The sequence below is a fragment of the Micromonospora haikouensis genome (assembly GCF_000876225.1).
GTDB lineage: Bacteria > Actinomycetota > Actinomycetes > Mycobacteriales > Micromonosporaceae > Micromonospora > Micromonospora haikouensis.
Genome location: NZ_JXSX01000003.1, coordinates 1,569,952 through 1,595,458, shown reverse-complemented (window position 1 = coordinate 1,595,458; position 25,507 = coordinate 1,569,952). Strand labels below are relative to the sequence as shown.

Below are 25,507 nucleotides of genomic sequence, written 5' to 3'. Positions count from 1 at the left end.
GTGGCTCAGTGGATGGTGACGCCGCCGTCGACGAAGACGGTCTGGCCGGTGACCATCGCGGCGGCGTCGCTGAGCAGGTAGGCGACGGCGTTGGCGACGTCGTCGGGGTGCGCCATCCGTCCGAGCGGGATGGTGGCCAGCTTCTCGGCGAGGTACGCGGCGTCGCCGCGCACGTCGGTGGTCATGTCGGTGGGGACGATGGTCGGGCCGACCGCGTTGACCCGGATGGCGTCGCGCGCCCACTCCAGGGCCAGCACCCGGGTCAGGTGCAGCACGCCGGCCTTGCTGACGCAGTAGCCGACGGTGTTCAGCACGGCGATCTGCCCGTTGGTGGAGCCGAGGTTCACCACGGCGCCCCGGGCGGCGCGCAGCGCCGGGTACGCCGCCTGGCACATCCGGAACGTGCCGGTGAGGTTGACGTCCAGGACCGTGGTGAAGTCCTCCTCGGTCATCGTGGCCGCCGGCCCCCGGCGGACCACGCCGGCGTTGTTGACCAGCAGGTCGAGCCGGCCGTGCCGGTCGATGACCCCGGCGACCAGGCCCGCGCAGGAGCGCGCCGAGCGAATGTCGACCCGGTGGCGGCTGTGCGGCCCGCCGGGGTCGTCGACGTCGGCCAGGTCGGCGTGGGCGACGACCGCGCCCCGGGCCGCGAGGGTGGCGGCGATCCGCGCGCCGATGCCCCGCGCCGCGCCGGTGACCAGGGCGACCCGGCCGTCGAAGCGGTTGACGTCGCCGGGGGCGGTCATGCGCCGATCACCTTGGTGTCCTCGGCCCAGAAGGCGAGCCGACGCTGCAACAGCCGGATGACGAAGTGCGCGAGCAGGCCCATCACCGACAGCACCACCAGCACGGCGAACATGCCGGCGATGTCGAAGTTGTAGTTGGTCTGCAGCAGCAGGTAGCCCAGGCCCTCCTTCGCGCCGATGAACTCGCCGACGACCGCGCCGAGGATGGCGAAGACGATGCCGATGTCCAGGCCGGCGAAGATGAACGGCAGCGCGCTGGGCAGCCGCACCATCCGGAAGATCTGCGCCCGGCTGGCCCCGAATACGGTGAGCATCTGGATCCGGTCGGCGTCAGCGGCCCGCAGCCCCTCGATGACGTTGACCAGCATCGGGAAGAACGAGATGACGGCGGCCATGACCACCTTGCTGGTGAGCCCGAAGCCGAACCAGAGCACGAACAGCGGCGCGAGGGCGACCTTCGGCACGGTCTGGAACGCCACGATGTACGGCATCAGGGTGGCCTCGACCACCTTGATCTGGGAGATGAAGGTGCCCAGTAGCACGGCCGCGCCGACGCCGATGGCGAAGCCGAGCAGCGCCTCCTGGGTGGTGACCCAGAAGTGGCCCCAGAACTGCTCGTCGGTGAGCTGCCGGTGCAGCGCCTCGACGATCTGGGAGGGGCGGGGCAGCACGTACTCGTCGACGTCCAGCAGCCGAGTGCCGTACTCCCAGGCGAGCACGACCACGACGAAGACCGTGGGGACGAGCCAGAGCTGGGGGCGTTCGCGCAGGTCGACCCGGCGTCGCCGGGTGGCCGTCGGCCCCGGGGCCGGGGCCGGGGCCGTGGTGTCCACTACCTCGGTGTCGGTCATGGCGGCACCTCCTCAGTCGATGACGCCGGCGGCGTTGAAGTGGCGGCGGATGCGTTCGACGTAGACGCCGGCCCGGTCGGAGGACATGACGCCCAGGTCGCGGGGCCGGTCCAGGTCGATGGTGAGGATCTCGGCGATCCGGCCTGGGCGGGGGCTGAGCACCACCACCCGGTCGGAGAGGAAGACCGCCTCCGGGATGGAGTGGGTGACCAGCACCGCGGTCTGTCCGCTCTCCCGCCAGATGCGCAGCAGCTCGACGTTCATGTACTCGCGGGTCATCGCGTCGAGCGCGCCGAACGGCTCGTCCATCAGCAGGACGGCGGGGTCGTGCACCAGCGCCCGGCAGATGCCGGCGCGCTGCTGCATGCCGCCGCTGAGCTCGTGCGGGTACTTCCGCTCGAAGCCGGTCAGGCCCACCATGTCCAGCAGCTCCTGGGCACGGGCCCGGTGCCGGGCGGGATCCAGCTTCTGGATCTCCGCCGGCACCATGACGTTGTCGAAGATGGTGCGCCAGGGCAGCAGCGTGGGAGCCTGGAACACCATCCCGACCTCGCGGAGGGGGCGGGCCACCTCGGTGCCGGCGATCCGCACCGTGCCGGCCGTCTTCGGGCTCAACCCGGCGAGGATCTTGAGCAGGGTGGTCTTGCCGCAACCCGACGGGCCAACGACCGAGATGAACTCGCCGCGGCGTACGGTCAGGTTGATGTCGTGCAGGGCCTGGGTCGGTGCCGACCGGCGCGGCCGGTACTGCTTGTCCAGCCCGGCGACCTCGATCCAGGAGTCCTCCGACACCGTTGCCGGCTGCTGCGTCCGGCGACCCATCGCCTTGATGGCCATCGAATTCCCTTCCGCGTCCGCTGCCGCTACTTGGCGGGGTAGTTGGCGGCCTTGTCGAGCACCGCGGCCTTGTCGAAGTCGTTGGCCCCGGCGAGCAGGCCCGGCTCCCACACGTCGCCGAGCTGCACGTCCCCGGTGATCTGGCCGGCCTCCTTGGTGTACGCCTGGGTCTTGGTCCACTCCTGGTCGCTGATCGCGCCCCAGTCGCCGAACTGGTCGGGCGTGCCCGACGCCGGGGTGGCGGTCTTCAGCCAGGCGGTGAGGCTGCGGGTGTCAGCCGGCAACTGGTCGGCGGCCTGCTTGCCGGCGAGGATCTGCGGGAACACCTGGTAGCCGATCCGCATGGCGGCCTCCGGGTTCTTCGCGGAGAAGAGCATCGCCTTGTACGCCGCCCGCAGGAACCGGGTGTAGACGTCCTTGTTGTCGTCGAGCTTGCGGGCGCCGACGGCGAAGCTCAGCGACCGGATGCCGTCGAAGGCGTCGGGGTTGTCGAGGTACTTGAGCGTGATCCCGGAGTTCTCGATCACCGCGTACGCCTGCGTGTAGAGCGCCAGCATGTCGACCTTGCCGTCGTTGAGCGCGGCGGCGGCCGGCGCGCCGACGCCGACCGGCAGCAGCTCCACGTCCTTGGCCGGGTCGAGGCCGGCGGCGGCGACGAAGGCCCGGGCGTACGGCGCGGAGCCGGAGGCCAGGCTGATCACGCCGATCTTCTTGCCCTTGAGGTCGGCGCCGCCGGTGAGCGTGCTGTCCGGCTTCACCGCCATCACCCACGGCCAGTTCTGCACCAGGCCGCCGATGGCCTTGACCGGCACGTTCTTTTCGACCGCGCCGAGGATGGAACCGCTGTCGGCGGCGGTCAGGTCGGCGCTGCCCGAGGCGACGGCCTGCAGGGCGGCGACGGAGCCGTCGGTGTTGATCGTCTCGACGGTGAGCTTCTCCTCCGCGAAGTAGCCGAGCTCCTTGGCCACCGCGTAGACGGCCACCTCCTCCTTGGGACCGATGACCGCGGAGGCGATGGCGAAGGTCAGCTTCGTCGGCGCCCCCTCCTCGGCCGCCGCGTCGTCGCCGGAGCCCCCACATCCGGCCAGGGCCAGCGCGGCGACCAACACCGCCGGCAGCACACCCCACTTCTGCTTCATATCGACACCTCGTCCTCAGGGTTCTTTGGGTAGGGAAGATCGGCCGCGCGGGATCCACGCGGCGGGTGGGACGGTTCGGTGATGCCGGCCGTGGTGCGGCCGGTGGGCCGGGCGGCCCGGGGAGGGTCAGCGGGACGGGTCCCGCGACGCCACGGCGATGGCGAGGTCGTTGTAGACGTGCTGCTCGACGATCAGCCCGTCGCGCAGGACGAACACGTCGGCGTAGCGGATCCCGTCGAACGGCTCGCCGTCGGGCCACTGCCCGTACAGGCGGCCGAGGGAGGTCACCGAGACGCCGTCGGCGGCGGCACCGACCAGGTACCGGTCACGGTGCTTGCGCACCCACCGGTAGGTGCCCCTCGACGCCGACGCCAGCTCGGGCAGGGTGGCGAAGCGACGCCCGCCGGGAAAGACGATCAGCGCCCCCGGGGCGAGCAGTCGGCCGGCCCGGTCGAGGTCGCGGTCCTCGCAGAGTTGCAGGTAGTGGTCGACCAGCCGGGCGGCGTCCATCAGCCGCTCTTGCCGCTGAGGGCCGCTTCCCACTGGTCGCGCAGCGGGTGCTCGGCCGGGCCCTGCTCGGTGAGGATGCGCATCAGCCGGGTCAGCAGCAGGTCGCGTTCCCGGTCGAGCACGGCCTGCCCGTCGGCGTCGGCGGTGAAGCCGTCGAGGTCGCCGGGACCGAGCACGTCGCGGCGGACGAGCAGCTGCTCCAGCGCCCGCAGCCGCTGCCGGTCGACGTGCAGCTCGGTGGAGAGCTGCAGCACCAGGTCGAGCAGCTTGCCGAAGCGGGGGTCGCCGAAGTAGTCGAACTCGGTGCTCATCACGCCTCCGGCTTCGTCGCGGCCAGCACGGCCCAGGGGAAGTGCCACTCGACCCGGTCGCCCCAGCCCTCGGGGCGTACGCCGTCGCGGCGCTCGTCGAACGGGGTCCAGCTCGCGTCGACCAGGCCGGCCTCGGCGCAGACGGCGAGCAGGTCGGAGCCGAACAGCGCGTGGAAGAACGGCTCGTTGTTGCGCTCGGCGTGCTCGTAGACGGTGGCGTCGCGCAGCGGGTCGCCGGTGAGCTGGAACTCCAGGAAGCGCAGCGCGCCCCCGGGCTTGAGCAGGCGCGCCGCCTCGACGATCGTCTCCCGGATCGCCTCGGCGGGCATCTCGTGCAGGACCATCGTGCCGGTGACCACGTCGCAGGAGGCGTCGTCGAGGCCGGTGGCCCGCCCGTCGGCCTGCCGGTAGTCGATGGCCAACCCCTGCGCCTCGGCCTCGACGTGCGCCAGGCGCAGCCCGGGCGCGGCCAGGTCGACGCCGATGACCTGCGCCGACGGGTAGCGGCCGACCAGCGGGCGGGTGCTCTTGCCGAACCCGCAGCCGATGTCGACGACCCGGGTGGCCCCCGGCAGGTCCGGCAGCGCGGTCTCGGTGAACAGCCGGTGGAACTTGTAGCCGTCGTTGTCGCGCAGCATGACGATGCGCGCGCCGAACTCGTAGACGTAGGCGGACATGTCGTCGGAGAAGAAGCCGCCCGGCTGGATGTGGATGTCGTAGTCGGTGTACCAGGCGGGCAGGTCCACGTCGGGGTCGAGGGTGAGCGCGCCGAGCGGCTGCGCCGGCACCTCGGCGAGCTGGGCGGCCAGCTGGTCGCGGCGGCCCAGGACGGCCTCCCCGGCGGTCTTCCACAGCATCTTCTGCTGCACCCGCTCCAGGTGGCTGAACCACGGGTAGAGCGGCAGGTCGCGCAGGGTCGCGCCGGCGTCGGCGATGGTGTCCGCCGGTTCGCCGGTGGCGGCGTACTCCCGCGTCAGGGCGGGGTAGACGGTGTCCGCCCAGCGCTTGCGCAGGCCGAGGACGAAGTCCACGGCGGAGCGTTCGTCCAGGGTGAGTCGATCCTCGATGTCCAGCATGCGGATCTCCTTGCGTCGCGCCGGCCCGGTGAGGCGGGCGGCTCGGTGAGGGGATGCTCGGGTCGGTGCCGGCGGGGGTCCGCCACCGACGTGGTCAGTAGGCGAGGGCCACCGCGGCGGCGTCGGGGCTGTCGTGGCGGCCGAGGAACGCGCCGGCGAACCGGCCCTCGTACACCGCCTCCAGCGTGGTGCGGGGTGCGTTGGCGTCACCGACGAGGTGGATCCGGGGTCCGTCGGGTGCCGCGTCCAGGTGGCGGAACAGGGTGTCGTCGGCGGCCGGCGCTCCGGCGTCGACGACGGCGGTGACGCCGGCGACGGTAACGTCGGCGCCGGCCAGTGGGCCGGTCAGGGCGATCGTGTCGCCGCCCACCACGCGGGGGGTCCGCAGTGGATGGACGACGACACCGAGTTCGGTGAAGCGCCGCAGCAGCGCCAGTCGGGAGTAGGTGGTGATCCGGGCGGCGAGGCTCGCCGTCGGGGAGACCAGGTGCACCCGGGCGCCCCGCCGGGCCAGCGCCTCGGCGACGGAGGACGCTGCCCAGGTGCCGTCGTCGTCGAGGACGACGTACGCGCCGGTGCCGGCACCGGGTGCGTCGAGCAGGTCGACCGCCTGCCACAGGTCGAGCACGGGTGGCCCGCCGGGCAGGGCGCAGCGGGCAGGGCGGGAACCGGTGGCCACCACCACGTCGTCGTAGCCGCCGGCGCGTACCCCGGCGGCGGTGACGCGGTGGCCGAGGAGGATCTCGACGCCGGCGGCGTGGGCCTCGGCGGCGAGGTCGCGGGTGAGCAGGCCGAGCCGTTCCCGGCCGGGCACCCGGGCCGCGACGCGGACCTGGCCGCCGAGGTCGTCAGCCGCCTCGGCGAGGGTGACCCGGTGCCCGGCGCGGCGGGCGGCGGTGGCGGCGGCCAGGCCGGCCGGGCCGCCGTCGACCACCAGCACCCGACGGGCTGGCACGGGCCGACGCCGGGCCGAGGCCCACTCCCGTTCGGCGCCGACCTCGGGGTTGACCACGCAGGTGATCGGCAGGCTGGCCTCGACGCGGGCGATGCAGCCCTGGTTGCAGGCCAGGCAGGAGCGGGTCTCGTGCTGCCGGCCCTCGGCGGCCTTGCGGACCAGGTGCGGGTCGGCGATGTGCGGGCGGGCGAGGCCGACCAGGTCCGCCTCGCCCGCCGCGATCAGTTCGGCCGCCTCCGGCAGGCTGTCCAGCCGGCAGACCGCCAGCACCGGCAGGTCGGGGAACTCCCGGGAGAACCGGGCGGCGTGGTGGCGGAAGGGCGCGTGCCCGAAGCTCATGTCGGCCATCTGGGTGGCCAGCGACCAGCTGCCGTGGTAGGCGGAGTGGCTGACGTGGACGTAGGCCAGCGGGTGGTCGGCGCGCAGCCGGGCGACGATCTCCACCATCGCGTCGGGGTCGAGTCCACCGGGGAGGAACTCGTCGGCGCTGATCCGCAGCCCGACCGGCAGGTCGGTGGCGGCGTGGACGGCGTCGAGCACCTCCCGGGTGAGCCGCATCCGGTTGGCCAGGCCGCCGCCGTAGTCGTCGTCGCGGCGGTTGGTGTGCGGGGAGAGGAACTGCTGGAGCAGGTGCCCGTGTCCGGCGTGGACCTCCAGCCCGTCGAAGCCGGCCCGCCACATCCGGCGGGCGGCGGTGGCGAACGCGTCGACGACGGTGGCCAGGTCGCGCCGGCCCATGGCGTGCGGCACGTGCGCCCCGGCGGCCCACGCCACCGGGGAGGAGGACCAGGCGGCGGTGCGGGTGGCGTCGCCGTTGGCCTGCCGGCCGGCGTGCATGATCTGGGCGAAGATCCGCGCGCCGTGCTCGTGCACGGCGTCGGTGACCCGCTGGTACGCCGGGACGCACGCGTCGGTGAAGGCGCCGAGGCTGATGCTGCGTCCGGCGCTGGTGGGGTGCACCCGGATCGCCTCGGTGATGATCAGCCCGGCGCCGCCGCGGGCGCGCTCGGCGTGGTAGGCGGCGAGTCGGGCCGTGGGCTCGTTGTGCAGGCCGAAGTTCGTGGTGTGACCCGGGACGAAGACCCGGTTGCGCAGGGTCAGCGAGGCGATGCGGACTGGCGAGAGGAGCTGCCGCAGCTTCTCGTCGACCATGCGCGGGCCTCCTGTCTGGACCTACCGACCCCCGACCGCAGACCGTTCGGGTGAACCGTACGCCGTTCGAACAAGAGGAACGCTAGGGCTGTCGTTCATCTCCCGTCAATGACTTACCAGTCAGTAACTTCACTTGAGACCCTGCCTTGACCTGCTGTTTCTCTCAGCCGAACGGGGCGGCACGCCGAGCGCGTCGCACGCCTGCTCGTACATCCGGACGACCTCCTGGCGGATCTCGGCCCGCTCGCTGATCCGGCGGGCGAACGGGATCCGCACCGGCACCTCGATGCCGGCGACGGCGACGGCGAAGTCCATGCCGTCGGCGTCCAGCCCGGTCGCCCGCGCCCGGGTGGCGTCCGGGCAGCCGCCGAGGGTGCGGCAGATCAGCAGCGAGTCGTCGGCGTGGTCGGCGTTCATGTGCCGGCAGACCGCGCGCACGGTGTCGGCGTCGAACGGCTGCCCGGCACCGTGAGACGCGGGTCGGTCCGGCCGGCCGGTCACGCCACGGCCTCCGTCGCCCCGGGGTCGGCGTCGGGCACGTGCCGGGCCAGCGCGGCGAAGACCGCCGTGTTGTGCCGGTACGCCAGCAGCACCTCCTCCAGCAGGGCCACCTCGGCCGCCGGGTCGAGCGGCAGGGCGTCCAGCCGCGCCCGGTAGGCGTCCTTGTACGCCTTCGGCCGGGTGATCCGGTCGAACGCGTAGAAGCCGGCCCCCGCCTGCCCGCTCAGCCCGTATCGCCGGGCGACGGCCCGGCCGATGTGCCGACCGCCGGAGAGGTCGCCGAGGTAGCGGGTGTAGTGGTGGGCGACGAAGCGCTCCGGGGACGTGGTGGCGACGGCGCGGATCCGGTCGGCGTAGGCCAGCGTCGCGGGATGCACTGCGCTCCGCCGCGCCCAGTCCGGCCCGACCAGATGGGTCAGGTCCGCCTCCAGCGCGGGCAGCCGGGTCAACGCGTCGTCGACGAACGGCCCGGCGAGCGGGTCGTCGCGCATCGCCTCGGCGGCCGACTCCAACGCCTGGTACAGGGCGTGGTGCTGCACCACGAGGTCGACGTAGCCGGCGAGGTCCACGTCGCCGGCGACCAGCGCCGTGACGTAGCGCTGACTCTCGGCGGCGGCGTGGGCCCCCTGGCTGGCGGCCCGCAGCCGGGCCGAGAACGGGATGGGTGGCGTGCTCATCTATTCCTCCGGAACGGCGGTGCGGTGGGCCGGGCCCCGGCGGGGCACGACCAGCGGCAGGCGGGTACGCGGGTGCGGCACGACCTCGATGTCGTGCCGGTAGACCTCGCTGAGCAGGGGTGCGGTCAGGACGGCGGCCGGCGCCCCGGTGGCCCGTACCCGCCCGTCGGCGAGCAGGGTCATCCGGTCGGCGTACGCCCCGGCCAGGGCGAGGTCGTGCAGCACCACCACGACGGCGTCCCCGGCCTCGGCGCGGTCGCGGGCGATCCGCATGACCAGCTCCTGGTGGTGCAGGTCGAGGGCGGCGGTCGGCTCGTCGAGCAGCAGCACCCCGGCCCGCTGCGCCAGCGCCCGGGCCAACGCCGCGCGGGCCTGCTCGCCGCCGGAGAGGGTGGGGAACGGCCGGGCGGCGAACCGGATCACGTCGCAACGCCGCATGCTCTCGGCGACGATCGCGTCGTCGTGCGCCTGTTCGGGCCGCCCGGTCCAGGGCGCGCGCCCCATCCGGACGACGTCGACCACGGCGAACGGGAAGCTCAGGGTGTGCCGCTGGGTCAGCACCGCCCGGCGCATCGCCAGTTCCACGGCCGACCACCCGCCGAGGGGGCGGCCGTCGACCTCAACGGTCCCGGCCGCGGCCGGGAGGTCGCCGCTGGCGGCGGCCAGCAGGGTGGACTTGCCGGCGCCGTTGGGGCCGACCAGGGCGTGCACCTCACCGGCGCGGACGGCGAGGTCGACGCCGTCGAGGACCGGCCGGCCGGCGCGTTCGACCCGCAGCCCGGCGACCCGGATCCGGGTGCTGCCCGGCGTCGCCGGGGCCGGCGGCTGCGGTGCCGACCGCCGGGCGAGCACGCGCAGCCGCGCTCGCCCACGCGGGAGTCCTGCGCCGCCGGAGGGGGTCGGGTTCCCGGGCCCGGTCACGCCCAGCCTCCCGCGCGGTCCCGGGTGCGCCGCAGCAGCCAGAAGAACGCGGGCCCGCCGACGACCGCGGTGAGCACCCCCAGCGGCAGTTCCTGGTAGTCGACCAGGGTGCGGGCGGCGAGGTCGGCGGCGACGACCACGATCGCGCCGCCGAGCGCGCTGGCCGGCAGCAGCAGCCGGTGCCCGGGGCCGGCGACCATCCGCACCAGGTGCGGCACGACCAGGCCGATGAAGCTGATGATGCCGGTGAAGGCGACCGCGGCAGCGCCGAGCAGCGCGGTCACCACGATCATCCGCACGCGCAGCCGTTCCACGTCGACGCCGAGGTGGCGGGCGGACCGTTCGCCGAGGGCGAGCAGGTCGAGCCGGCGGGCGTCGGCGAGGGTGGCGGCCAGGCCGACCGCGAGGCAGGGGGCGGCCAGCCCGACGGCCGACCAGCTCGCCTGGGCGAGGCTGCCGAGGTTCCAGAACGCGATGGCCTGCACGCCGGACTCGTCGGCGACGAACATCAGCAGCCCGATCGCGGCACCGGCGACGGCGTTGACGGCGACGCCGGTGAGCACGAGGGTGACCACCTCGGTCCGGCCACCGGAGCGGGCGAGGGTGTAGACCAGCCAGGTGGTGGCGAGCCCGCCGGCGAACGCGGCGGCCGGCACCGTCCAGCCACCGAGGACGGTGACGCCGGTGACGATGGCCAGGGCCGCGCCGAGGGCCGCGCCCGCGGAGACGCCGATGACGCCGGGTTCGGCCAGCGGGTTGCCGAAGACGCCCTGCATCACCGCCCCGGAGCAGCCGAGCGCCGCGCCGACCACGGCGGCGAGCGCCACCCGGGGGAAGCGGACGAGCCACAGCGCGCTCTCGCCGTGCGGGGCGGCGGGTCGGGGGCCGACGTCGAGGCCGAGCCGGTGCAGCACCGAGCCGAGCACCTCCGCCGGGGCGATTGCCACCTGCCCCCGGCCGGCGGCGAGCAGGGCGACCAGCAGCAGGCCGGCGGTGAGCCCGGCGAGCAGGAGGGCAGCGCGTCGGGTCCCGCCGGGCCGGGCGTCCTGCGGCGCGGCGTCCACGGTGGCCGGTGGGGTGTCGGTGGCGGTCACGTCCGGTCCCGGCAGTGCAGCGCGTCGGCCAGGGCCCGCACGACCCGGCCGGAGCGGGTGCCGAAGGTGAGCAGGACGCCGTCGTCCATGTCGACGATCCGGCGGGTGGCCCCGGCGGGGGTCTGCGCCACCCCGGGGAGCGCGAGCAGGCCGTCGACGCCGCCGACGGACGCCAGCCCACCGCTCATCACCAGGATCACGTCGGGGGCCGCGTTGATCAGGCCCTCGCTGGTCAGCGGCCGGAACTTCGCCAAGCCGATCGCGGTGCCGGCGTCCACCCCGCCGGCCGCCTCGATCATCGTGTCGGAGCCGGCGCCCCGGCCGCCGATCAGGTAGACCCCGGCGGTGCCGCGCAGGTAGAGGAAGGCGACGCGGGGCGACGCGCCGTCGGGCACGCCGTCGCGGGCGGCGGCGATCTCGTCCTGGACCCGGGCGACGAGCCGCTCGCCGGCCTCGCCGACGCCGAGCGCGGCGGCGATCGCCCGCACGTGCGCGGGTACGGCGTCGAGGGTCTGCTCGGCGGCGACGAGGACGACGGGGATGCCGGCGGCGCGCAGCTGGCGCAGCGTCTCGGGTGGGCCGATGCTGTCGTCGGCGAGGACCACGGTGGGGGCGAGGGCGAGCACCGCCTCGGCGGACAGGTCGTGCCCGGCGGGGGTGACCACGGGCAGGTGGGCGGCGGCCGGGAAGGTGGTCGAGGTGTCCCGGCCGACGACGTTGCCGCCGAGCCCGAGGCTGAACACGATCTCGGCGATCGAGCCGTAGAGGTTGACCGGCAGGATCCGCGTCGCGTCGGTGACCGTGGTGGCGACGCCGTCGGCGGAGGCGACGGTGACCGGCAGGGCCGGGGTCGGCGCGGGGTGAAGCGGGGTGACGTCGGTGTCGGGCAGGGCGGCGGTGACCGGGCCGCAGGAGGTGGCCGAGGGGGTTCCGCCGCCGGCCGCCGCGCCGGTGCAGCCGGCCAGGGTGCCGGTGAGCAGCAGCAGGGCGGCCAGCGGCGCAAGGCCCCGGACGGGCGCGATGGCGTGGTGGGTCCCGGCACGGCGGGTCACGGGGTGGCCTTTCGCCGACGGCGGCGCAGGCCGGCGAGCAGCGTCAGCCCGAGCAGGGGCAGGACCAGCGCGGCGAGCCACCAGCCGCCGGTGCCGGAGGCGGCGCTGACCCGGGTGACCTGGGCGGCGGGGTCGGCGGTGCCGCCCGGGGCGGCGACCGCGTCGGCGCCGGTGGCGGCCGGTGCCGCGCTGCCGGCGGGCGCGGCGGTGACCGGGGCGGCGGCCGTGGTGGCGGCCGGCGGGGCGGTGGCGCGCGCGGCGGGCCCGGTGCCGCCCGTGCCGGCGGTCCCGGTGGTGGCCGGCGCGGCGCCGGTACGGGCCGGGGTGGCCGCGGCGGCGAAGGTGATCGGCACCCGGACGTCCTGGGACCGGTCGGCGGGGCGGGTGTGGTCGGCGCGGGTGGCCACCACGCACCGGCGGACGGTGCAGTCCACGTCGCCGATGCGGGTGCCGACGGTGAGGGTGACCCGGAACGACCCGCCCGCTCCGTACGGCACGGCCAGTCCCTCCCCGTAGGAGGGTGGGTTGGAGGAGATCCAGTGCGAGGCGCCGGTGCTCCCGGTGGTGTCGGCGCCGCCGCCGCACGGGCTGGGCGCGGCACCGGCGCCGTTATCCACGCAGTAGGCGACGTAGATGCCCTTGGTGACGTCGTAGCCGGTGCCGGAGACGGTGACGCTCGCGCCCGAGCGGGCGATGCCGCTGCTGGGCGTGACGGTGAGCGCCTGACCGCCGGCCCCTCGTCCGGTTCCGGCGTGGGCCGGCACCGCGCCGGCGGCGACACCGAGGGTGATCAGTGTTGCGGTCAGGACGGCGCGACGCAGTGCTCGCATCAGGCTCCCCACATGACGGGTCCGGCCGGCTGACGCACCGACCGTGACTAAGGTTTGCCTAACCTAAGCGACACTTCCCCAGTTCACAAGGGGTTCTTCGGGCCAAGATCTTCGACCCCTCGCCCCTGTGCCGCGACAGTTAGGTTTGCCTAACCTCAACCACTGTCCGTATTGGGCGTGAGAAAGGAACAGCATGGTCCGATCCAGAACCGGTGCCGGCCGGTGGCGGTCGCTGCGGTGGGCGGCGGTCGCCCTCCTCGGTGCCTCGGCCGCACTCGTCGGCACCGCACCCGCCTCGGCGGCCGGGGCCGACATCAGCACCGGCAGCCTCACCTGGGGCTTCAAGTCGTCGTTCCGCAGCTACGTCAACACCGGCAACGGCAACCCGCCGATCGCGGCGAGCAACGGGGCCAGCATCAACAGCGACGGCACGTTCACCTTCCCCGCGAAGGGCGGCACGTACGACGCCGGCACGGGCGCCATCAACGCCGAGTACGGCGGGACGGTGGTCTTCTCGTACCCGGCGCACATGTTCACCATCACCCTGGCCAACCCGACGGTCGCCGTCTCCGGCGGCACCGCCGCCCTGAAGGCGGACGTCGACCTGGCCACCACCGCCGCCGAGCCCGTCTCGGTCCGCCAGGCCACCATCGCCACCATCGCCGTCACCGGGGCCAACCCGGGCGGCAGCGGCGGCACGGTGACCGCGACCGACCTGGCGGCGACGCTGACCGCCGAGGGCGCCAGCGCGTTCAACGGCTTCTACGCGGCCGGCGCGGCGCTCGACCCGCTGTCGTTCACCTTCTCCACCGGTGGCGGCGGCGAGCCGGCCGGCCCGGCGGTCGCCGTCAGCCCGTCCACCGGCGTCGACCCGGCCGGGGCGACGATCACGGTCGAGGGCAGCGGCTTCGACCCGGAGGCCAACGGGGCGGCGGGCGTCTACGTCTCGTTCGGCCCGAAGGTCGACGAGCACTGGACGAACGCCGGCGTCCTCCAGGTCACCAAGTGGGTGAACAAGACGAACGAGCCGACGGAGGCCCGCGACCGGCTCCAGGCCGACGGCACGTTCCGCACCACCCTGCCGATCAGCGCGGTCTACACCGACCGCACCGGCGCGCAGGTCGACTGCACTCAGGTGCAGTGCTACGTGATCACCTTCGCCGCCCGCGGCTCGGCCGACCGGAGCCAGGACACCTTCACCCCGGTCACGTTCCGCAGCACCCCGGTGGGCGGCGGCGACGCCGACCAGCAGATCACCGCCACCGTCACCGGCGGCGCGCTGACCCTCGGCGTGGCCGGCTCCACGGTCGCGCTGCCGGCGGTCAGCAACGGGCAGGTCGCCAGCGGGGCGCTGAACACCGCCACGGTGGCCGACCTGCGCGGCACCAACGCCGGCTGGAGCCTGGTCGGGCAGGTCTCCGACTTCACCTCGGCCGGCGGCGGCAGCATCGACGCGGACAACCTCGGCTGGGTGCCGAGCGCGTCCGTCGTCACCGACGGCCTCGCCGGCGCCCCCGGCGTGGTCACCCCGGGCGCGACCGCCGCGCCCGGGGCCGGCCTGGGCACGGCGCGCGCGCTGTGCACCTCGGCCAGCGGCGCGAGCAACGGCACCTTCGGCTGCGGCGCCCAGCTCAACCTCGGGATCCCGGCGTCCGCCCCGGCGGGCGACTACACCGCGGTCCTGACGCTCACCCTCTCCTGATCACGGCACCACCCGGTGGGACGGGCTCCGCGCCCGTCCCACCGGCCCGACCACATGCGGAGCCCGGCATGCCCCTGCCCACCGCCCTTTCCCGGGCGAGCGTCGCGCTCGCCGCCGCGCTGCTCGCGGCGGCGGCCCTGCCCGCGCCGGCCGACGCCGCGCCCACCCCGTCACCGAGCGCCGGCGGCGCCGACCGCACCGGCGCGGCCCGGTGGGCGGTGCAGCCGTCCAGCGCCAAGGGACCGACCGGGCGCAACTACTTCATCTACGACCTGGCCCCGGGCAGCACCCTGACCGACCACGTCGGCATCACCAACCTCGGCGACCGCCCGCTCACCTTCGACGTGTACGGCACCGACGCGTACACCACCGCCGACGGCGCGTTCGCGCTGCTGCCGGCCGACCAGCCCGCCACCGACGTGGGCTCGTGGATCCGGTTCGAGCGACGGGCCTGGACGGTGCCGCCCGGCGAACGGGTCGACATCCCGTTCCGCCTCGCCGTGCCGGCCGACGCCACCCCGGGCGACCACGCCGGCGGGGTGATCGGCGCGGTGGCCCGCGCCCGGACCACCGCCGACGGGCAGCGGGTCCTGGTCGACCAGCGCCTCGCCGCCCGGGTCCACCTGCGGGTCACCGGCCCGGTCCGCCCCGCCGTCACCGTCGAGTCGGTCGACGTCTCGTACGACAACCCGGTCGACCCGTTCGCCGGCGGCGACCTCGTGGTCCGCTACCGGGTGCGCAACACCGGCAACGTCCGGGTCACCGGCAGCGGCACGGTGCGCGTCGCCGGGCCCTTCGGCTGGGAACAGGCCCGCACCTCCCCCACCGACCTGCCGGAGCTGCTGCCCGGGGGCACCTTCACCGTCACCGAGCGGATCACCGGCGTACCCCCGCTGCTGCGGCTGACCGCCGAGGTCGACCTCGCGGCGACCACCACGGACACCGCCCTGCCACCGGTGCTGCGCTCCGCCGGGGTCTGGGCCCCGCCGTGGGTGCCGCTGGCGCTGCTCGCGGTCGCCGGCGGCTGGGGCGGGCTGCGGTGGTGGCGGCGTCGCCGCGCCCCCGGCGACGGTGGGCGGGCCACCGTGGACGCCGGCCGGGCGACGGCATGACCGCCCGGACCCGCGCCACCGCCCCGCTGGCCCTGGTCGCGGCCCTGGCGCTGGCACCCGGGGCGGTCGGGGCCACCGAGGACGGGCCCGGCGTCACCCTGCCCGCCGGGCCGCTGCGCGTCGGGCAGCGGGTGCTGGTCGGCCTCGACGGCTGGCCCGCCGGCACGGTGCAGGCCGAGGTGTGCGGCAACGCCGCCCGGCGCGGGGCGCTGGACTGCGCGACGGGCGACGCCACGCACGCCCAGGTGCCGCCGTCCGGCCGTGCCCGGCTGCCGCTGCTGCTGGCCGCCCCGCCGGTGGCCTGCCCCTGCGTGCTGCGCGTCCGGACGGCGACCGGCACGGCCGCCGCCACCGCCGACCTGCCGCTGACCGGGGTGGACGCGCCGCCCGCCGCGCCGGGCGTCCCGGCCGCGCTGGCCCTGGACGCGTTGCGCGCCGACGACCGGTCCGGACCGGGCGGGTGGTTCGGCCTGCCGGGTGAGCTGGCCGTGCGGTTCACCCTGCGCAATCCCGGCACCGAGGACGTGACCGACCCGCCGTTCACGCTGCTCGTCGGGCCGCCCGGCCGGGCCCGGACCATCGTGGCCGCCCCGGCGATCGGCACCGTCGCCGCCGGGGCGACCCGCGACTACCTGATCACGGTGCCCACGGGCGCGGCCCCGTACGGGAGGTTCGAGATCGACGGCCGGATCGAGGTGCCCGGCCGCCCGGTCGCGTTCACGGTGCAGGCCGCCCGGCGGCCCTGGGGCCTGCCGGTGGCCGCGGCGGTCCTCACGGCGGCGCTGCTGCTCGCCCGACGGGGCGGCCGGACACCGTCGCGGTGACCCGTTTCCGCAGCTCGGGTGCCGTCCCGACGGCGTCACTCGCCTCTTCCCAATGCGGGCGGGAGGTGAAAGGCTGTCGGAGAGCCCGGCGCACCGCACGCCCGGCACCCGTCCCGGGCGCGGCCACGACGGTTGGCACGACGGTCCCGGGCGGACGTCCTTCCTGACTGTCCCCCGCCCTGCCGGATGAAGGGACCGCCCGCCGATGAGCGAAGCGCTGCGCTGGCCGATGACGCTCGCGCTGGCCGTCGTGGCCCCCTACTTCGCGTCCCGGCTCCTGCGGCCGGCGGCCGGCGGCGGGCCGGCACGCCCCGCCCGGCACCGCGGCTGCGACGCCGCGCACCTGCTCATGGCGGTGGCGATGACGGCGATGGTGTGGACGGTCGCGGTGCCCGGGGCGATGTGGGTGGCCGTGTTCGCGCCGGCCGCCCTGTGGTTCGTGGTGCTCGCCGCCCGTTCGCCGGGCCGGCTGCCGCACGGGTCCCGGGCGGTCACCTGGTACTTCGCGGTCTCCATGGCGGCGATGGCCTGGATGGCCTGGCCGAACGGGCACCCCGGGGGCGGGGGCCATCACGGCGGCCCGGCGGGGCCACCCTGGTGGCCTTCGGTGGTCAGCCTCGCCCTGGGCGGATACCTGCTGCTCACCGCCGGCTGGTGGGCCGGTCGCGGCTTGCGGCTGACGCCGCGGTGGCCGGACCAGGCCGGGGCGGTCGCGTCCCCGGCCGGTCCCACCGTGCGGGTGGAGGGCCTCTGTCACGCCACGATGGGGGCGGTGATGGGGCTGATGCTGCTGGCGATGGTGTGAGGCTGGCCCGGCGGAGGCGGTCAGGCCCGGTCCGCCCGCAGCGCGGCCCGCCATCCACCGGCGGCGCTGACGTCCCGGGCGTCGCGTACCCCGTGTTCGCTGGCCAAGAAGCCGGTCACGGTCGTGCCGTCGTCCAGGCCGACCGGCCCGAGCCCGAGCGGCGGCGGGATGCTGCCCAGCAGCGCGCCGACCGCCTGCTGCGGCAACTGCCACACCTCGACGGCGATGCCGCCGTCGGGTCCGTCGCCGGTGAACACCAGGCCGGGCCGGGCGACCCCGGGGCCGGGCAGCCGGTAGAGCCGGTACCCGGGGGCGGTGCGGGCCCGGGCGTGCAGCCGCCCGCCGAGCGCGACGAGCTGCGGGTTGAGCGGCATCCCGGTCAGGTGCGCCCCGGCGACCGCGACCAGCGCGGTCCCCGGCGACGGCGCGTCCACCGTGCGCGGCGGCTCGCCGCACCAGCGGGCGGCCAGGTCGAGCAGCGGCAGGTCCGCGAAGGCCGGCGCGACGAACTGCACCCCGAAGGGCAGGCCGTCGGCCCGGGTTCCGGCCGGCACGGCCACCGCGCACAGGTCCAGCAGGTTGACGAAGTTGGTGTACGTGCCGAGCCGGCTGTTGACGCCGACCGGGTCGGCGGCGACCTCCGCGAGGGTGGGGTGCCCCGGAGTGACCGGCAGCAGCAGGGCGTCCACGTCCAGCCAGACCTGTTCGGTGGCTCGGCGCAGCGCGGCGAGCCGGTCCAGCGCGGCGAACACGTCGGGGCCGGCGACGTCCCGGCCGGGTGTCACGATGCGCCGGACGGTCGGGTCCACGCCGGCACCGGACAGGTGCGTCCCGAACCCGGCCCACCGCTCGGCGACCCACGGTCCGCCGTAGAGCAGGGCGGCGGCGGCCAGGAACGGGCCGACGTCGACGGGCACCACCTGGGCGGCCACCGTGTCGAGCCGGCGCAGCGCCGCCGCCCAGGCCGCCCGGTGGGGCGGGTCGAGGTCCAGGTCACCGGCGGGCACCGCGACCGTACGCATCCGGGTGGCCACGCCGGGCGGCGGGGCGGGCGGAGCCGGTCGCGACCACGGGTCGTCGGGGTCGGCCCAGGCCAGCACGTCGAGGGCGGACGCGGCCCCGGCCACCGTGCGGGTGAACGTGGTGACGCAGTCCAGCGACCGGCAGGCCGGCAGCAGCCCACGGGTGGAGACCAGCCCACGGGTCGGCTTGAGCCCGACGAGGCCGTTGAACGCGGCCGGCACCCGGCCGGAGCCGGCCGTGTCGGTGCCCAGCGCCAGCGGCACCAGGCCGGATGCCACCGCGACGGCGCTGCCGGAGCTGCTTCCGCCGCTGACGTGCGCCGGGCTGTGGACGCTGTGGCAGGCGCCGTACGGGCTGCGGGTGCCGACGAGGCCGGTGGCGAACTGGTCCATGTTGGTCTTGCCGGCCGGGGCCGCGCCGGCCGCCACCAGGCGACGTACGGCGGTGGCGGACGTGGCCGCCGGCCGGTCGGCCAGGTCGGGGCAGGCCGCCGTGGTCGGGTAGCCGGCGACGTCCAGGTTGTCCTTGACGGCGAACCGGACGCCGGCCAGCGGCCCGTCGGGCGCCTCGGCGGCGAACCGCGCCACCGCCTCCGGGGCGAAGCGGGTGATCCAGACCGGCTGGTCGGGGTCCACGTCGGCCGGGGCCGGGGCGGCGGACGGCAGGCCGGCGGCGGGCTCCGGTGGCGGCGTCACGACGCCCACCCGAGCAGCCGCACCGGCGTCGGGTCGTAGCCGTTGCACGGGTTGTTCACCTGTGGACAGTTGCTGACCAGCACCAGAATGTCGCGCTCCGCGCGGAGTTCGACGTGCTTGCCGGGGGCGGAGACGCCGTCTTCGAAGGTGAGCCCGCCGGCCTCGGTCAGCGGCACGTTCATGAAGAAGTTGATGTTGTGGGTGAGGTCGCGCTTGTCCAGCCCGCCGGCCACGGCGTAGCGCAGGAACGTGCTCCGGCAGGCGTGCTGGTGGCGGGTGTGTTCGCCGTAGCGCACGACGTTGCTCTCCTTGGCGCACGCGCCGCCGAGGGTGTCGTGCCGGCCGCAGGTGTCGTCGACGATCGTGGCCAGCGGGTCGAGGCGCACGCTGCGCAGCACCGAGCCGGTGGTCAGGTACGCCGAGCCCTGGGCGCGGACGGTGTCCACGGCGCTGTACCGGTTGGCGGTGTCCCGCGCGTCGTACAGCAGGGTGTCCACGGCCTGGTTGCCGTGCAGGTCGACGATGCGCAGCCGGCCGCCGGCCGGGATCTCGCCGAGCCAGCCGTCGCCGGCCGCGACGGTCACGTCGAACAGGACCTCTGGGTCCCCCGTGTCGCTCATCGTGCGCTCCGCTCGGCGGCGGCCAGCGCCCGGGCGGACTCGGCCCGGAACGACCGGCTGGGGTCGTCGGCGGGCGCGGGCGCGCCGGGGGCGACCACGGCCCGTACGCCGGCCGGCCGCCAGTGCGCCACCGGGTCCAGCGGGTGCGGGGCGGTGGCGAACACCACCAACAGGTCCTGCTCGGCCCGCAGGCACACCCAGTCACCGGCCGTGGTGTGCCCGGGCACATAGCCGAGGGTGCCGCGCTCGTCGCCGCCGGGGCGCACCTTGACGAACCAGTTGACGGTGGCGTGCAGGTCCCGCTCGCCGAGGCCGTGCGCGTACAGCTCGTCGAGCAGCAGGCTGCGGGCGCTGCGCCGCCACCCGTTGCGGTCGCGCCCGTAGTCCGACGGGCCGAACCGGGCCAGGTCGGCGTCGACGCTGTGGCCGGTGATCGCGTCGTGCCAGTCCGACGAGGAGCCGGTCACCGAGGCCAGCGCCCTGCCCATGTCCGACATCAGGACCATCGGCGGGTGGATCCGCGCCGACATCTGCGCCTTCAGCGTGTCCGGCACGTTGAGCCGTTCCCACCGGTCGTCCGCCGCGTACAGCAGCATGCTGGCGACCGCGTCGGCGCCCAGCGCCTCCAGGCGCAGGGTGCTGCCGCGGGCGAGGGTGAGGGACCAGGCGGCGCCGCCGGGCACGTCGTGCCGGTGGCCGCCGGGGTCGCTCACGCGGCCACCGCCGCGCGGACCCTGCGGACGGGATGTCCGACGTCCATGTCACTTCCTCTCTGGTCGACGGGCCGGCGACGCCGGTGGGGCCCGCGATCAGGGCCCCACCGGTCGGTCGGTCACTTGCCTGCGAGCCACTTCGTGTACCAGGCCAGCAGTTCGTCGCTCACCTTCGCCCGCTCCTCGGAGTTCCACGGGACGACCGTGGTGTGCTCGGGGGCGTTGACGACCTTCGCCTTGGTCTCGGCGTCCATGTACTTGAACGCGTCGGGGTTGCCGGGGCCGTAGCCGGTCAGCTTGGCGAACGCCGCCTGGCGTTCCGGGTCGTTGAAGACCTTGGCCAGCGCCTGGATGTTCTTCATGTTGGGCGCGCTGGCCGGGATGGCCATCACGTTGGGCGCGATGAGCGCCTGGTCGAACGAGATGGTGACGTCCACGCCCTGGTTCTTGAGGGCGACCGCCTGACCGGACGGGCCGGCCACGACCGCGGCGGTCTTGGAGGTCAGCAGCTGCTGGATCTGCGGGTACGAGGTGTAGAAGACCATGTTCGGCCGCAGCTCGTCGAGCTTCTTGGTGCAGCGGTCCAGGTCGAGCGGGTACAGCTTGTCCGGGGTGACGCCGGAGGCCAGCAGGGCGATCTCACAGGCCCCGTCGTAGCTGCCCGGGCTGCCCATCCAGCCCCGCTTGCCGGGGAACTTCGCGACGTCCCAGAAGTCGGCCCAGTTCTTCGGCCCGCCGTTGGGGAAGGTCGCGGTCAGGTACGCCTGGACGTGGCCGACCAGGAAGGTGCCGAAGGCGTAATCGCGGATGTTCTCGGGCAGGTTGGTGTCGCGCCCGACCGAGTCGTCGAGCCGGGCGATGTTGGCCTTGTTCTGGTAGACGGTGTCCAGGCCGACATGGATCGCGTCGTACGCGCCCTTGCCGCCGGTGAGCATCGTGTTCGCGATGGCGTCGCTCTCCACCTCGGAGATGACCTTGACGCCGGTGTCCTTGGTGAAGTCGTCGAAGTAGGTGCCGTACCGGGCCTTGTTGGTGGGGCCGCCGAAGTCGGCCCAGACGACCTGACCGCTCAGGCCGTCCGACCCGGAGCCCGAGGCGTCGCCGGAGTCGTCGGAGCCGCCCGACGAGCATCCGCTGAGTACGAGGGCCAGCGCTGCCCCGGCGACAAGCGCCGCCCGCATTCGCCGACCCGGCTGGACCAGGAGTATGCGCAAGGTTCCTCCATGTGCTTTGGTGTGGCTTGTTCAGCTGTCGCACCGGCACCCCGCCGCCGTGGATCCATTGAACACCCGATTGGATCCCGAACTCAAGATGTGCATCCATTAAACTCGGGTCTCGCTACGGCTACGGACGTGTTTCGTGCCCAGCTCAGCGGCGTCGCAGCGACGCCGTCGGCCGCGCCAACGGACCGGAGCCGGCAGCACAGCCGGACCGGGGCCGCCAGACACCGCCAGGCCGGGCACAGTCAGAACAGCCCGAAGTACTCCCGCTGCTCCCAGTCCGAGACGTGCAGCAGGTAGCGCTCGTACTCGGCCCGCTTGAGGCGGGCGTACCAGTCGACCACCACGTCGCCCAGCGCCGCCCGGAACACCCCGTCGGCCTCCAGCGCGGCCACCGCCTCGCCGAGCGAGCGGGGCAGCGGCGGCGCGGCGGCGTCGTACGGGTTCGTGGTCGGCGGCCGCAGCTCCAGGTCGCGGGTGATGCCGTCGAGGCCGCTGACCGCCTGCGCGGCGATGTAGAGGTAGGGGTTGGCCGCCGGCTCCCCGGAGCGGTTCTCCAGCCGGGTGGCCGGGTCACCCGGGCCGCCGACGGCCCGCACCATGGCCCCCTTGTTGTCCACCCCCCAGGCGACCCGGTCCGGGGCCAGCGAGTGGCTCTGGTAGCGCTTGTAGCCGTTGACCGTCGGCGTGGTGAACGCCGCCGCCGCGGCGGCGTGGCGCAGGAGCCCCTCCAGGTAGGCCCGGCCGGTCGCCGACAGGGGCCCGGCGTCGTCGGCGTCGGGCACGAACGCGGCCCGGCCGGTGCGCAGGTCGGTCAGCGACTGGTGCAGGTGCCAGCCGGTGGAGGCCGTCTCGGCCCCCTGCGGCCGGGACATGAACGTCGCGTGGAAGCCGTGCCGCCGGGCGATCTGGCGCACCGCGCTGCGGCACACCACCACCGCGTCGGCGGTCGTCGCGGCGTCGGCCGCCGCCATGGTCAGCTCCAGCTGGCTCGGCCCGAACTCCAGCTCGATCGAGCGCAGCGGCAGGTCGAGCGAGGTCAGCCCGGTGTAGAGCGCCTGCACCAGCGCGTCGAGGCCGTCGAGCGCCTCCTCGTGCAGGAGTTGCGCGCCGGGCGTCGTCGGACCGACCGGGGCGGCCGCGCCGGGCGCGCCGGGCCGGCCGACCCGGTCACCGGTGAGCCCCGCGCCGGCCGCGCGGAAGACGTGGAACTCCAGCTCGGCGCCGACGGTCATCCCGTAGCCGCGCCCGGCCAGCGCGCCCAGCTGGTCCCGCAGCAGGCTGCGGGTGCAGAAGGGCACCGGCGAGCCGTCCGGGAAGCGGACGTCGCACAGGACCCACCCGGTGCGCTCGGCCCACGGCACGACCCGGAAGGAGGTCGGGTCCGGCACGAGGACGATGTCGCCGGCACCGGCGAAGCCGGCGACGCCGACCCCGGTGTCGGCGGCGAACACCGGGAAGACCGACTTGCCCGAGGTGTCCTTGAGCAGCAGCGAGCTGGGGGCGGTCAGGCCCGAACGCATGACCGCGGCGACCGCGGACCGGGCGATGGTCTTGCCCCGGACGATCCCGTGCTGGTCGACGAAGCCGAAGCGGATCATCTCGATGCCGAGTTCGTCGATCACCCGGCGCATCTGCGCGGCGGCGGCGTACTGCCCCTCGGACCACAGGTCGTGCCGGTCGACGAAGCCGCCCCGGTCCTGGGCCAGCATCGGTCGGGCGCTGGCCCCGCCGCCACCGGCGGAGACGTCGCGCTCGTCGGCGTTACGCACCGGCCACCTCCGGCTGCGGCCGGTGCCACGGCGACCGGCTGCGGCGTTCGGCCTCCTTCTCCCGCCACCGCTCCTGCCAGCCCTCGCTGGGCGAGACCATGTCGACGGCCAGCGGGCCGACCAGCCCGGCCGCCTCCGCCTCGTCGAGCGGGTGCGCGGGCAGCGCGCCGCCGGCCTGGAAGGCGTCGATCGCGCGCAGCAGCAGCCGCCGGTTGGCGGTGACGGCGCGGTCGGACACGCCGAGCCGCTCCACGGTCCGGTCCTGGATGCGGCCCATGCTCTCCACCGCCCACTGGTCGTGGACGTTGATGTCGAGCCCCATCCCCGTGTACGTGAGGTCGCGCTGCTCGGCCGGGTCGAATCCCCAGTTGTTCGACCGGTTGCGCAGCGGGCGGTAGTCGGGCAGGGAGACGTTCTCCAGCCGCTGGCGCAGCAGCGTCTCCTTGTCGGTCCGCTCGGCGAAGTCGTAGAAGATCATGAACCAGTGGTGGTTCTCGTCGTCGATCGGCACGTGCCACTGGGTGAAGACCTTGTCGTTGCCGAACGGCACCACGAAGGCGTTGGGGAACAGCAGGTTGGTCACCCGGACGTGCTTGAGCTGCTCGGTGAGCTGGCGGATCGCGAAGACCCGCAGCCCGTGCTCGGCGCTCTCCACCTCGATGTCGGGGCGGTAGTGGTCGCCGACCAGCTTCGACAGCTTGGTGCCGGTGCCCTCGACCTCCTCGCTGAACTGCTGGCCGTAGACGTCGCGGGGGTCCTCGCCGACGAACCGGTGCAGGAAGGAGACGTGGCTCGGGTCGATGCCGCCCTCCAGCCCCTGCAGCCAGTTGCACTCCCACAGCCCCTTGAAGGCGAACGTGTACTCGTCGGGCGCGGTGAAGCAGTCGTACGCCGGGAAGGGCGGCGGGTCGCCGGCCCCCAGGTAGGCGAAGACGATGCCGTTGCGCTCCACGCACGGGTAGTTGGCGATCCGGATCTTGTCGAGGAACTGGCTGTGCGGGGGCTCGGCGGGCTGCTCCACGCAGCGTCCCTGCGCGTCGTAGAGCCAGCCGTGGTAGAGGCAGCGCAGCCCGCCGTCCTCCAGCCGGCCGTAGGAGAGGTCGACCCCGCGGTGGGCGCAGAAGCGGCTGATCAGCCCCCAGCCGTCGGCGCGCCGGAACAGCACCAGGTCCTCGCCGAACATCCGGATCGCCTTGACCGGGCGGTCGTCGGGCATCTCCGACACCAGCGCGGCCGGCTGCCAGTAGGCCCGCATGAGGCCGCCCAGCGGGGTGCCGGGCCCGGTCCGGGTGAGCTTCTCGTTGTCTGCCTGTCGCAGCACTGCTTACCTCCGCGGTTGGGGAATGGGGGTGGAGCGGGGAGCGGGTGCCGGACGCCCGCCGGCGGCGGTCGGCAGGGGCGGCACCTCGGGGCGGCTCACAGGTCCAGGACCAGCCGGTCGCCGGCGGCGCGGGAGACGCAGACCATCAGGCAGTCCCCCGCCGCCCGTTCCTGGGCCGTGAGGACGTGGTCCCGGTGGTCGACGGCCCCCGCGAGGACCCGGGTCTCGCAGCTGCCGCAGATCCCCTCGTGGCAGTCGTTGACGATCTCGACGCCGGCCTCCAGCAGGACGTCCAGCGCGGACCGGTCGGCGGGCACCGTCACCTCGACGCCGCTGCGGTCGAGCCGGACGGTGAAGGCCCCGGCCGGCTGCGGCTGCGCCGGCACGGGCGCGGAGAACAGCTCGGTGCGCAGCCGGTCGGGGCGGCCGGCCGCCTCCGTGGCGGCGCGCAGCCCGGCCAGCAGCCGGCTCGGGCCGCAGGCGTAGACCAGCGCGTCGGGCGGCAGCCCGTCGAGCAGGTCGCGCAGCTCGGGCCGGGGCCCGTCGTCGGCGGCGTGCACCCGGATCCGGTCGCCGTAGGGGGCGAGCTCGTCGAGGAACGCCATGCCGCGCCGGCTCCGGCCGAAGTAGTGCAGCCGGGAGGCGGCCCCCCGCCGCCGCGCCTCGGCCAGCAGCGGCAGGAGCGGGGTGATGCCGATGCCGCCGGCCACGAACAGGTAGCTGCCGGCGGGTTCCAGCGCGAAGTGGTTGCGCGGGCCGCGCAGCCGGACCCGGTCGCCGGGGCGCAGGTGGTCGTGGACCCAGGCCGAGCCGCCGCGGCCGGCGGGCTCGCGCAGGACCGCGATCCGCCACCACGGGGCGCCGGGCTCGCCGCACAGGGAGTACTGCCGGGTGGAACCGTCGCCGACCACCAGGTCGACGTGCGCCCCGGGGGTCCAGTCCGGCAGCGGCGCGGCGGCGTCGGCCGGGACCAGCTCGACCGACAGCACACCGGCCGCCTCCAACCGGAGCGCGCGGACGACGAAGGGTAGTTCTGTAGACACGGGCC

Annotated in this window: 25 protein-coding genes; 4 read left to right on the top strand and 21 right to left on the bottom strand. The window is 74.9% G+C overall.

Annotated features, from left to right (window positions below):
* Positions 1 to 5: 5 nt before the first annotated feature.
* The 14 genes from TK50_RS28160 to TK50_RS28095 all read right to left on the bottom strand — a co-directional run bounded on the left by TK50_RS28160 (position 6) and on the right by TK50_RS28095 (position 12,652).
* Positions 6 to 746, bottom strand: a complete 741-nt coding sequence (locus TK50_RS28160) for an SDR family NAD(P)-dependent oxidoreductase (RefSeq protein ID WP_043968494.1) — start codon at positions 744 to 746, stop codon at positions 6 to 8.
* A complete protein-coding gene (locus TK50_RS28155; RefSeq protein ID WP_043968492.1) occupies positions 743 to 1,597 on the bottom strand; it encodes an ABC transporter permease in 855 nt (284 codons plus the stop codon). The genes TK50_RS28160 and TK50_RS28155 overlap by 4 nt, the downstream gene beginning before the upstream one ends.
* Positions 1,598 to 1,609: 12 nt before the next feature.
* Positions 1,610 to 2,434: an ABC transporter ATP-binding protein gene (locus tag TK50_RS28150; RefSeq protein WP_199486161.1), complete on the bottom strand. Its 825-nt coding sequence runs from the start codon at positions 2,432 to 2,434 to the stop codon at positions 1,610 to 1,612.
* 26 nt (positions 2,435 to 2,460) lie between these two features.
* The gene (locus tag TK50_RS28145; RefSeq protein ID WP_043968491.1) at positions 2,461 to 3,573 is read right to left on the bottom strand and encodes an ABC transporter substrate-binding protein; all 1,113 of its coding nucleotides are present in this window, start codon (positions 3,571 to 3,573) and stop codon (positions 2,461 to 2,463) included.
* 126 nt (positions 3,574 to 3,699) lie between these two features.
* Positions 3,700 to 4,083: a nuclear transport factor 2 family protein gene (locus TK50_RS28140; protein WP_043968490.1), complete on the bottom strand. Its 384-nt coding sequence runs from the start codon at positions 4,081 to 4,083 to the stop codon at positions 3,700 to 3,702.
* Positions 4,083 to 4,394, bottom strand: a complete 312-nt coding sequence (locus tag TK50_RS28135; RefSeq protein WP_043968488.1) for a hypothetical protein — start codon at positions 4,392 to 4,394, stop codon at positions 4,083 to 4,085. Before TK50_RS28135 ends, TK50_RS28140 begins: the two co-directional genes overlap by 1 nt.
* Positions 4,394 to 5,470: a class I SAM-dependent methyltransferase gene (locus TK50_RS28130; protein WP_043968486.1), complete on the bottom strand. Its 1,077-nt coding sequence runs from the start codon at positions 5,468 to 5,470 to the stop codon at positions 4,394 to 4,396. The genes TK50_RS28135 and TK50_RS28130 overlap by 1 nt, the downstream gene beginning before the upstream one ends.
* 94 nt (positions 5,471 to 5,564) lie before the next feature.
* Positions 5,565 to 7,577, bottom strand: coding sequence for an oxidoreductase (locus TK50_RS28125; protein ID WP_043968484.1), 2,013 nt, complete (start codon positions 7,575 to 7,577; stop codon positions 5,565 to 5,567).
* 129 nt (positions 7,578 to 7,706) lie between these two features.
* Entirely contained in the window at positions 7,707 to 8,078 is a 372-nt protein-coding gene (locus tag TK50_RS28120) for a DUF2470 domain-containing protein (protein WP_241774137.1), read from the bottom strand.
* Entirely contained in the window at positions 8,075 to 8,755 is a 681-nt protein-coding gene (locus TK50_RS35255) for a biliverdin-producing heme oxygenase (RefSeq protein WP_043968483.1), read from the bottom strand. The genes TK50_RS28120 and TK50_RS35255 overlap by 4 nt, the downstream gene beginning before the upstream one ends.
* Positions 8,756 to 9,676, bottom strand: coding sequence for a heme ABC transporter ATP-binding protein (locus TK50_RS35250; protein WP_229405992.1), 921 nt, complete (start codon positions 9,674 to 9,676; stop codon positions 8,756 to 8,758).
* The gene (locus tag TK50_RS28105) at positions 9,673 to 10,770 is read right to left on the bottom strand and encodes a FecCD family ABC transporter permease (RefSeq protein WP_241774136.1); all 1,098 of its coding nucleotides are present in this window, start codon (positions 10,768 to 10,770) and stop codon (positions 9,673 to 9,675) included. Before TK50_RS28105 ends, TK50_RS35250 begins: the two co-directional genes overlap by 4 nt.
* Complete coding sequence (locus TK50_RS28100; protein WP_241774135.1) at positions 10,767 to 11,822, bottom strand: heme/hemin ABC transporter substrate-binding protein; 1,056 nt, start codon at positions 11,820 to 11,822, stop codon at positions 10,767 to 10,769. Before TK50_RS28100 ends, TK50_RS28105 begins: the two co-directional genes overlap by 4 nt.
* Entirely contained in the window at positions 11,819 to 12,652 is an 834-nt protein-coding gene (locus tag TK50_RS28095) for a hypothetical protein (RefSeq protein WP_043968480.1), read from the bottom strand. Before TK50_RS28095 ends, TK50_RS28100 begins: the two co-directional genes overlap by 4 nt.
* 193 nt (positions 12,653 to 12,845) lie before the next feature.
* Here TK50_RS28095 and TK50_RS28090 point away from each other — a divergent pair, with 193 nt between their 5' ends.
* From TK50_RS28090 to TK50_RS28075, 4 genes are all read left to right on the top strand, one after another.
* Positions 12,846 to 14,354, top strand: coding sequence for an HtaA domain-containing protein (locus tag TK50_RS28090; protein ID WP_043968478.1), 1,509 nt, complete (start codon positions 12,846 to 12,848; stop codon positions 14,352 to 14,354).
* 68 nt (positions 14,355 to 14,422) lie between these two features.
* Positions 14,423 to 15,466 carry a WxL protein peptidoglycan domain-containing protein gene (locus TK50_RS35525; protein ID WP_043968476.1) on the top strand — a complete coding sequence of 348 codons (1,044 nt, stop codon included), beginning with the start codon at positions 14,423 to 14,425 and terminating at the stop codon, positions 15,464 to 15,466.
* On the top strand, positions 15,463 to 16,290 hold the full coding sequence (locus TK50_RS28080; RefSeq protein WP_082106862.1) for a hypothetical protein: 828 nt from the start codon (positions 15,463 to 15,465) through the stop codon (positions 16,288 to 16,290). Before TK50_RS35525 ends, TK50_RS28080 begins: the two co-directional genes overlap by 4 nt.
* 205 nt (positions 16,291 to 16,495) lie before the next feature.
* On the top strand, positions 16,496 to 17,095 hold the full coding sequence (locus TK50_RS28075; RefSeq protein WP_043968474.1) for a DUF5134 domain-containing protein: 600 nt from the start codon (positions 16,496 to 16,498) through the stop codon (positions 17,093 to 17,095).
* A gap of 20 nt (positions 17,096 to 17,115) precedes the next feature.
* Here the strand turns inward: TK50_RS28075 and atzF are convergent, their stop codons facing one another.
* The 7 genes from atzF to TK50_RS28040 all read right to left on the bottom strand — a co-directional run bounded on the left by atzF (position 17,116) and on the right by TK50_RS28040 (position 25,502).
* Positions 17,116 to 18,813, bottom strand: coding sequence for an allophanate hydrolase (gene atzF, locus TK50_RS28070; protein ID WP_199486160.1), 1,698 nt, complete (start codon positions 18,811 to 18,813; stop codon positions 17,116 to 17,118).
* Positions 18,810 to 19,433, bottom strand: coding sequence for an urea amidolyase associated protein UAAP2 (locus TK50_RS28065; RefSeq protein WP_043968469.1), 624 nt, complete (start codon positions 19,431 to 19,433; stop codon positions 18,810 to 18,812). The genes atzF and TK50_RS28065 overlap by 4 nt, the downstream gene beginning before the upstream one ends.
* Positions 19,430 to 20,146, bottom strand: a complete 717-nt coding sequence (locus TK50_RS28060; RefSeq protein WP_043968468.1) for an urea amidolyase associated protein UAAP1 — start codon at positions 20,144 to 20,146, stop codon at positions 19,430 to 19,432. Before TK50_RS28060 ends, TK50_RS28065 begins: the two co-directional genes overlap by 4 nt.
* Positions 20,147 to 20,265: 119 nt before the next feature.
* Positions 20,266 to 21,327 (bottom strand): extracellular solute-binding protein, encoded by a 1,062-nt coding sequence (locus TK50_RS28055; RefSeq protein WP_043968466.1) that lies wholly within the window; start codon positions 21,325 to 21,327, stop codon positions 20,266 to 20,268.
* 284 nt (positions 21,328 to 21,611) lie between these two features.
* Positions 21,612 to 23,138: a glutamine synthetase family protein gene (locus tag TK50_RS28050; RefSeq protein ID WP_199486159.1), complete on the bottom strand. Its 1,527-nt coding sequence runs from the start codon at positions 23,136 to 23,138 to the stop codon at positions 21,612 to 21,614.
* Complete coding sequence (locus TK50_RS28045; protein ID WP_043968464.1) at positions 23,131 to 24,459, bottom strand: aromatic ring-hydroxylating dioxygenase subunit alpha; 1,329 nt, start codon at positions 24,457 to 24,459, stop codon at positions 23,131 to 23,133. The genes TK50_RS28050 and TK50_RS28045 overlap by 8 nt, the downstream gene beginning before the upstream one ends.
* 95 nt (positions 24,460 to 24,554) lie before the next feature.
* Positions 24,555 to 25,502 carry a PDR/VanB family oxidoreductase gene (locus TK50_RS28040; RefSeq protein WP_043968463.1) on the bottom strand — a complete coding sequence of 316 codons (948 nt, stop codon included), beginning with the start codon at positions 25,500 to 25,502 and terminating at the stop codon, positions 24,555 to 24,557.
* Between the last annotated feature and the right edge of the window lie 5 nt (positions 25,503 to 25,507).

What these genes read in the sequence shown, in the direction of transcription:
- TK50_RS28160 (WP_043968494.1), bottom strand. Translation starts at nt 746, where the DNA reads ATGACCGCCCCCGGCGACGTCAACCGCTTCGACGGCCGGGTCGCCCTG.
- TK50_RS28155 (WP_043968492.1), bottom strand. Translation starts at nt 1,597, where the DNA reads ATGACCGACACCGAGGTAGTGGACACCACGGCCCCGGCCCCGGCCCCG.
- TK50_RS28150 (WP_199486161.1), bottom strand. Translation starts at nt 2,434, where the DNA reads ATGGCCATCAAGGCGATGGGTCGCCGGACGCAGCAGCCGGCAACGGTG.
- TK50_RS28145 (WP_043968491.1), bottom strand. Translation starts at nt 3,573, where the DNA reads ATGAAGCAGAAGTGGGGTGTGCTGCCGGCGGTGTTGGTCGCCGCGCTG.
- TK50_RS28140 (WP_043968490.1), bottom strand. Translation starts at nt 4,083, where the DNA reads ATGGACGCCGCCCGGCTGGTCGACCACTACCTGCAACTCTGCGAGGAC.
- TK50_RS28135 (WP_043968488.1), bottom strand. Translation starts at nt 4,394, where the DNA reads ATGAGCACCGAGTTCGACTACTTCGGCGACCCCCGCTTCGGCAAGCTG.
- TK50_RS28130 (WP_043968486.1), bottom strand. Translation starts at nt 5,470, where the DNA reads ATGCTGGACATCGAGGATCGACTCACCCTGGACGAACGCTCCGCCGTG.
- TK50_RS28125 (WP_043968484.1), bottom strand. Translation starts at nt 7,577, where the DNA reads ATGGTCGACGAGAAGCTGCGGCAGCTCCTCTCGCCAGTCCGCATCGCC.
- TK50_RS35255 (WP_043968483.1), bottom strand. Translation starts at nt 8,755, where the DNA reads ATGAGCACGCCACCCATCCCGTTCTCGGCCCGGCTGCGGGCCGCCAGC.
- TK50_RS28095 (WP_043968480.1), bottom strand. Translation starts at nt 12,652, where the DNA reads ATGCGAGCACTGCGTCGCGCCGTCCTGACCGCAACACTGATCACCCTC.
- TK50_RS28090 (WP_043968478.1), top strand. Translation starts at nt 12,846, where the DNA reads ATGGTCCGATCCAGAACCGGTGCCGGCCGGTGGCGGTCGCTGCGGTGG.
- TK50_RS35525 (WP_043968476.1), top strand. Translation starts at nt 14,423, where the DNA reads ATGCCCCTGCCCACCGCCCTTTCCCGGGCGAGCGTCGCGCTCGCCGCC.
- TK50_RS28080 (WP_082106862.1), top strand. Translation starts at nt 15,463, where the DNA reads ATGACCGCCCGGACCCGCGCCACCGCCCCGCTGGCCCTGGTCGCGGCC.
- TK50_RS28075 (WP_043968474.1), top strand. Translation starts at nt 16,496, where the DNA reads ATGAGCGAAGCGCTGCGCTGGCCGATGACGCTCGCGCTGGCCGTCGTG.
- TK50_RS28065 (WP_043968469.1), bottom strand. Translation starts at nt 19,433, where the DNA reads ATGAGCGACACGGGGGACCCAGAGGTCCTGTTCGACGTGACCGTCGCG.
- TK50_RS28055 (WP_043968466.1), bottom strand. Translation starts at nt 21,327, where the DNA reads ATGCGGGCGGCGCTTGTCGCCGGGGCAGCGCTGGCCCTCGTACTCAGC.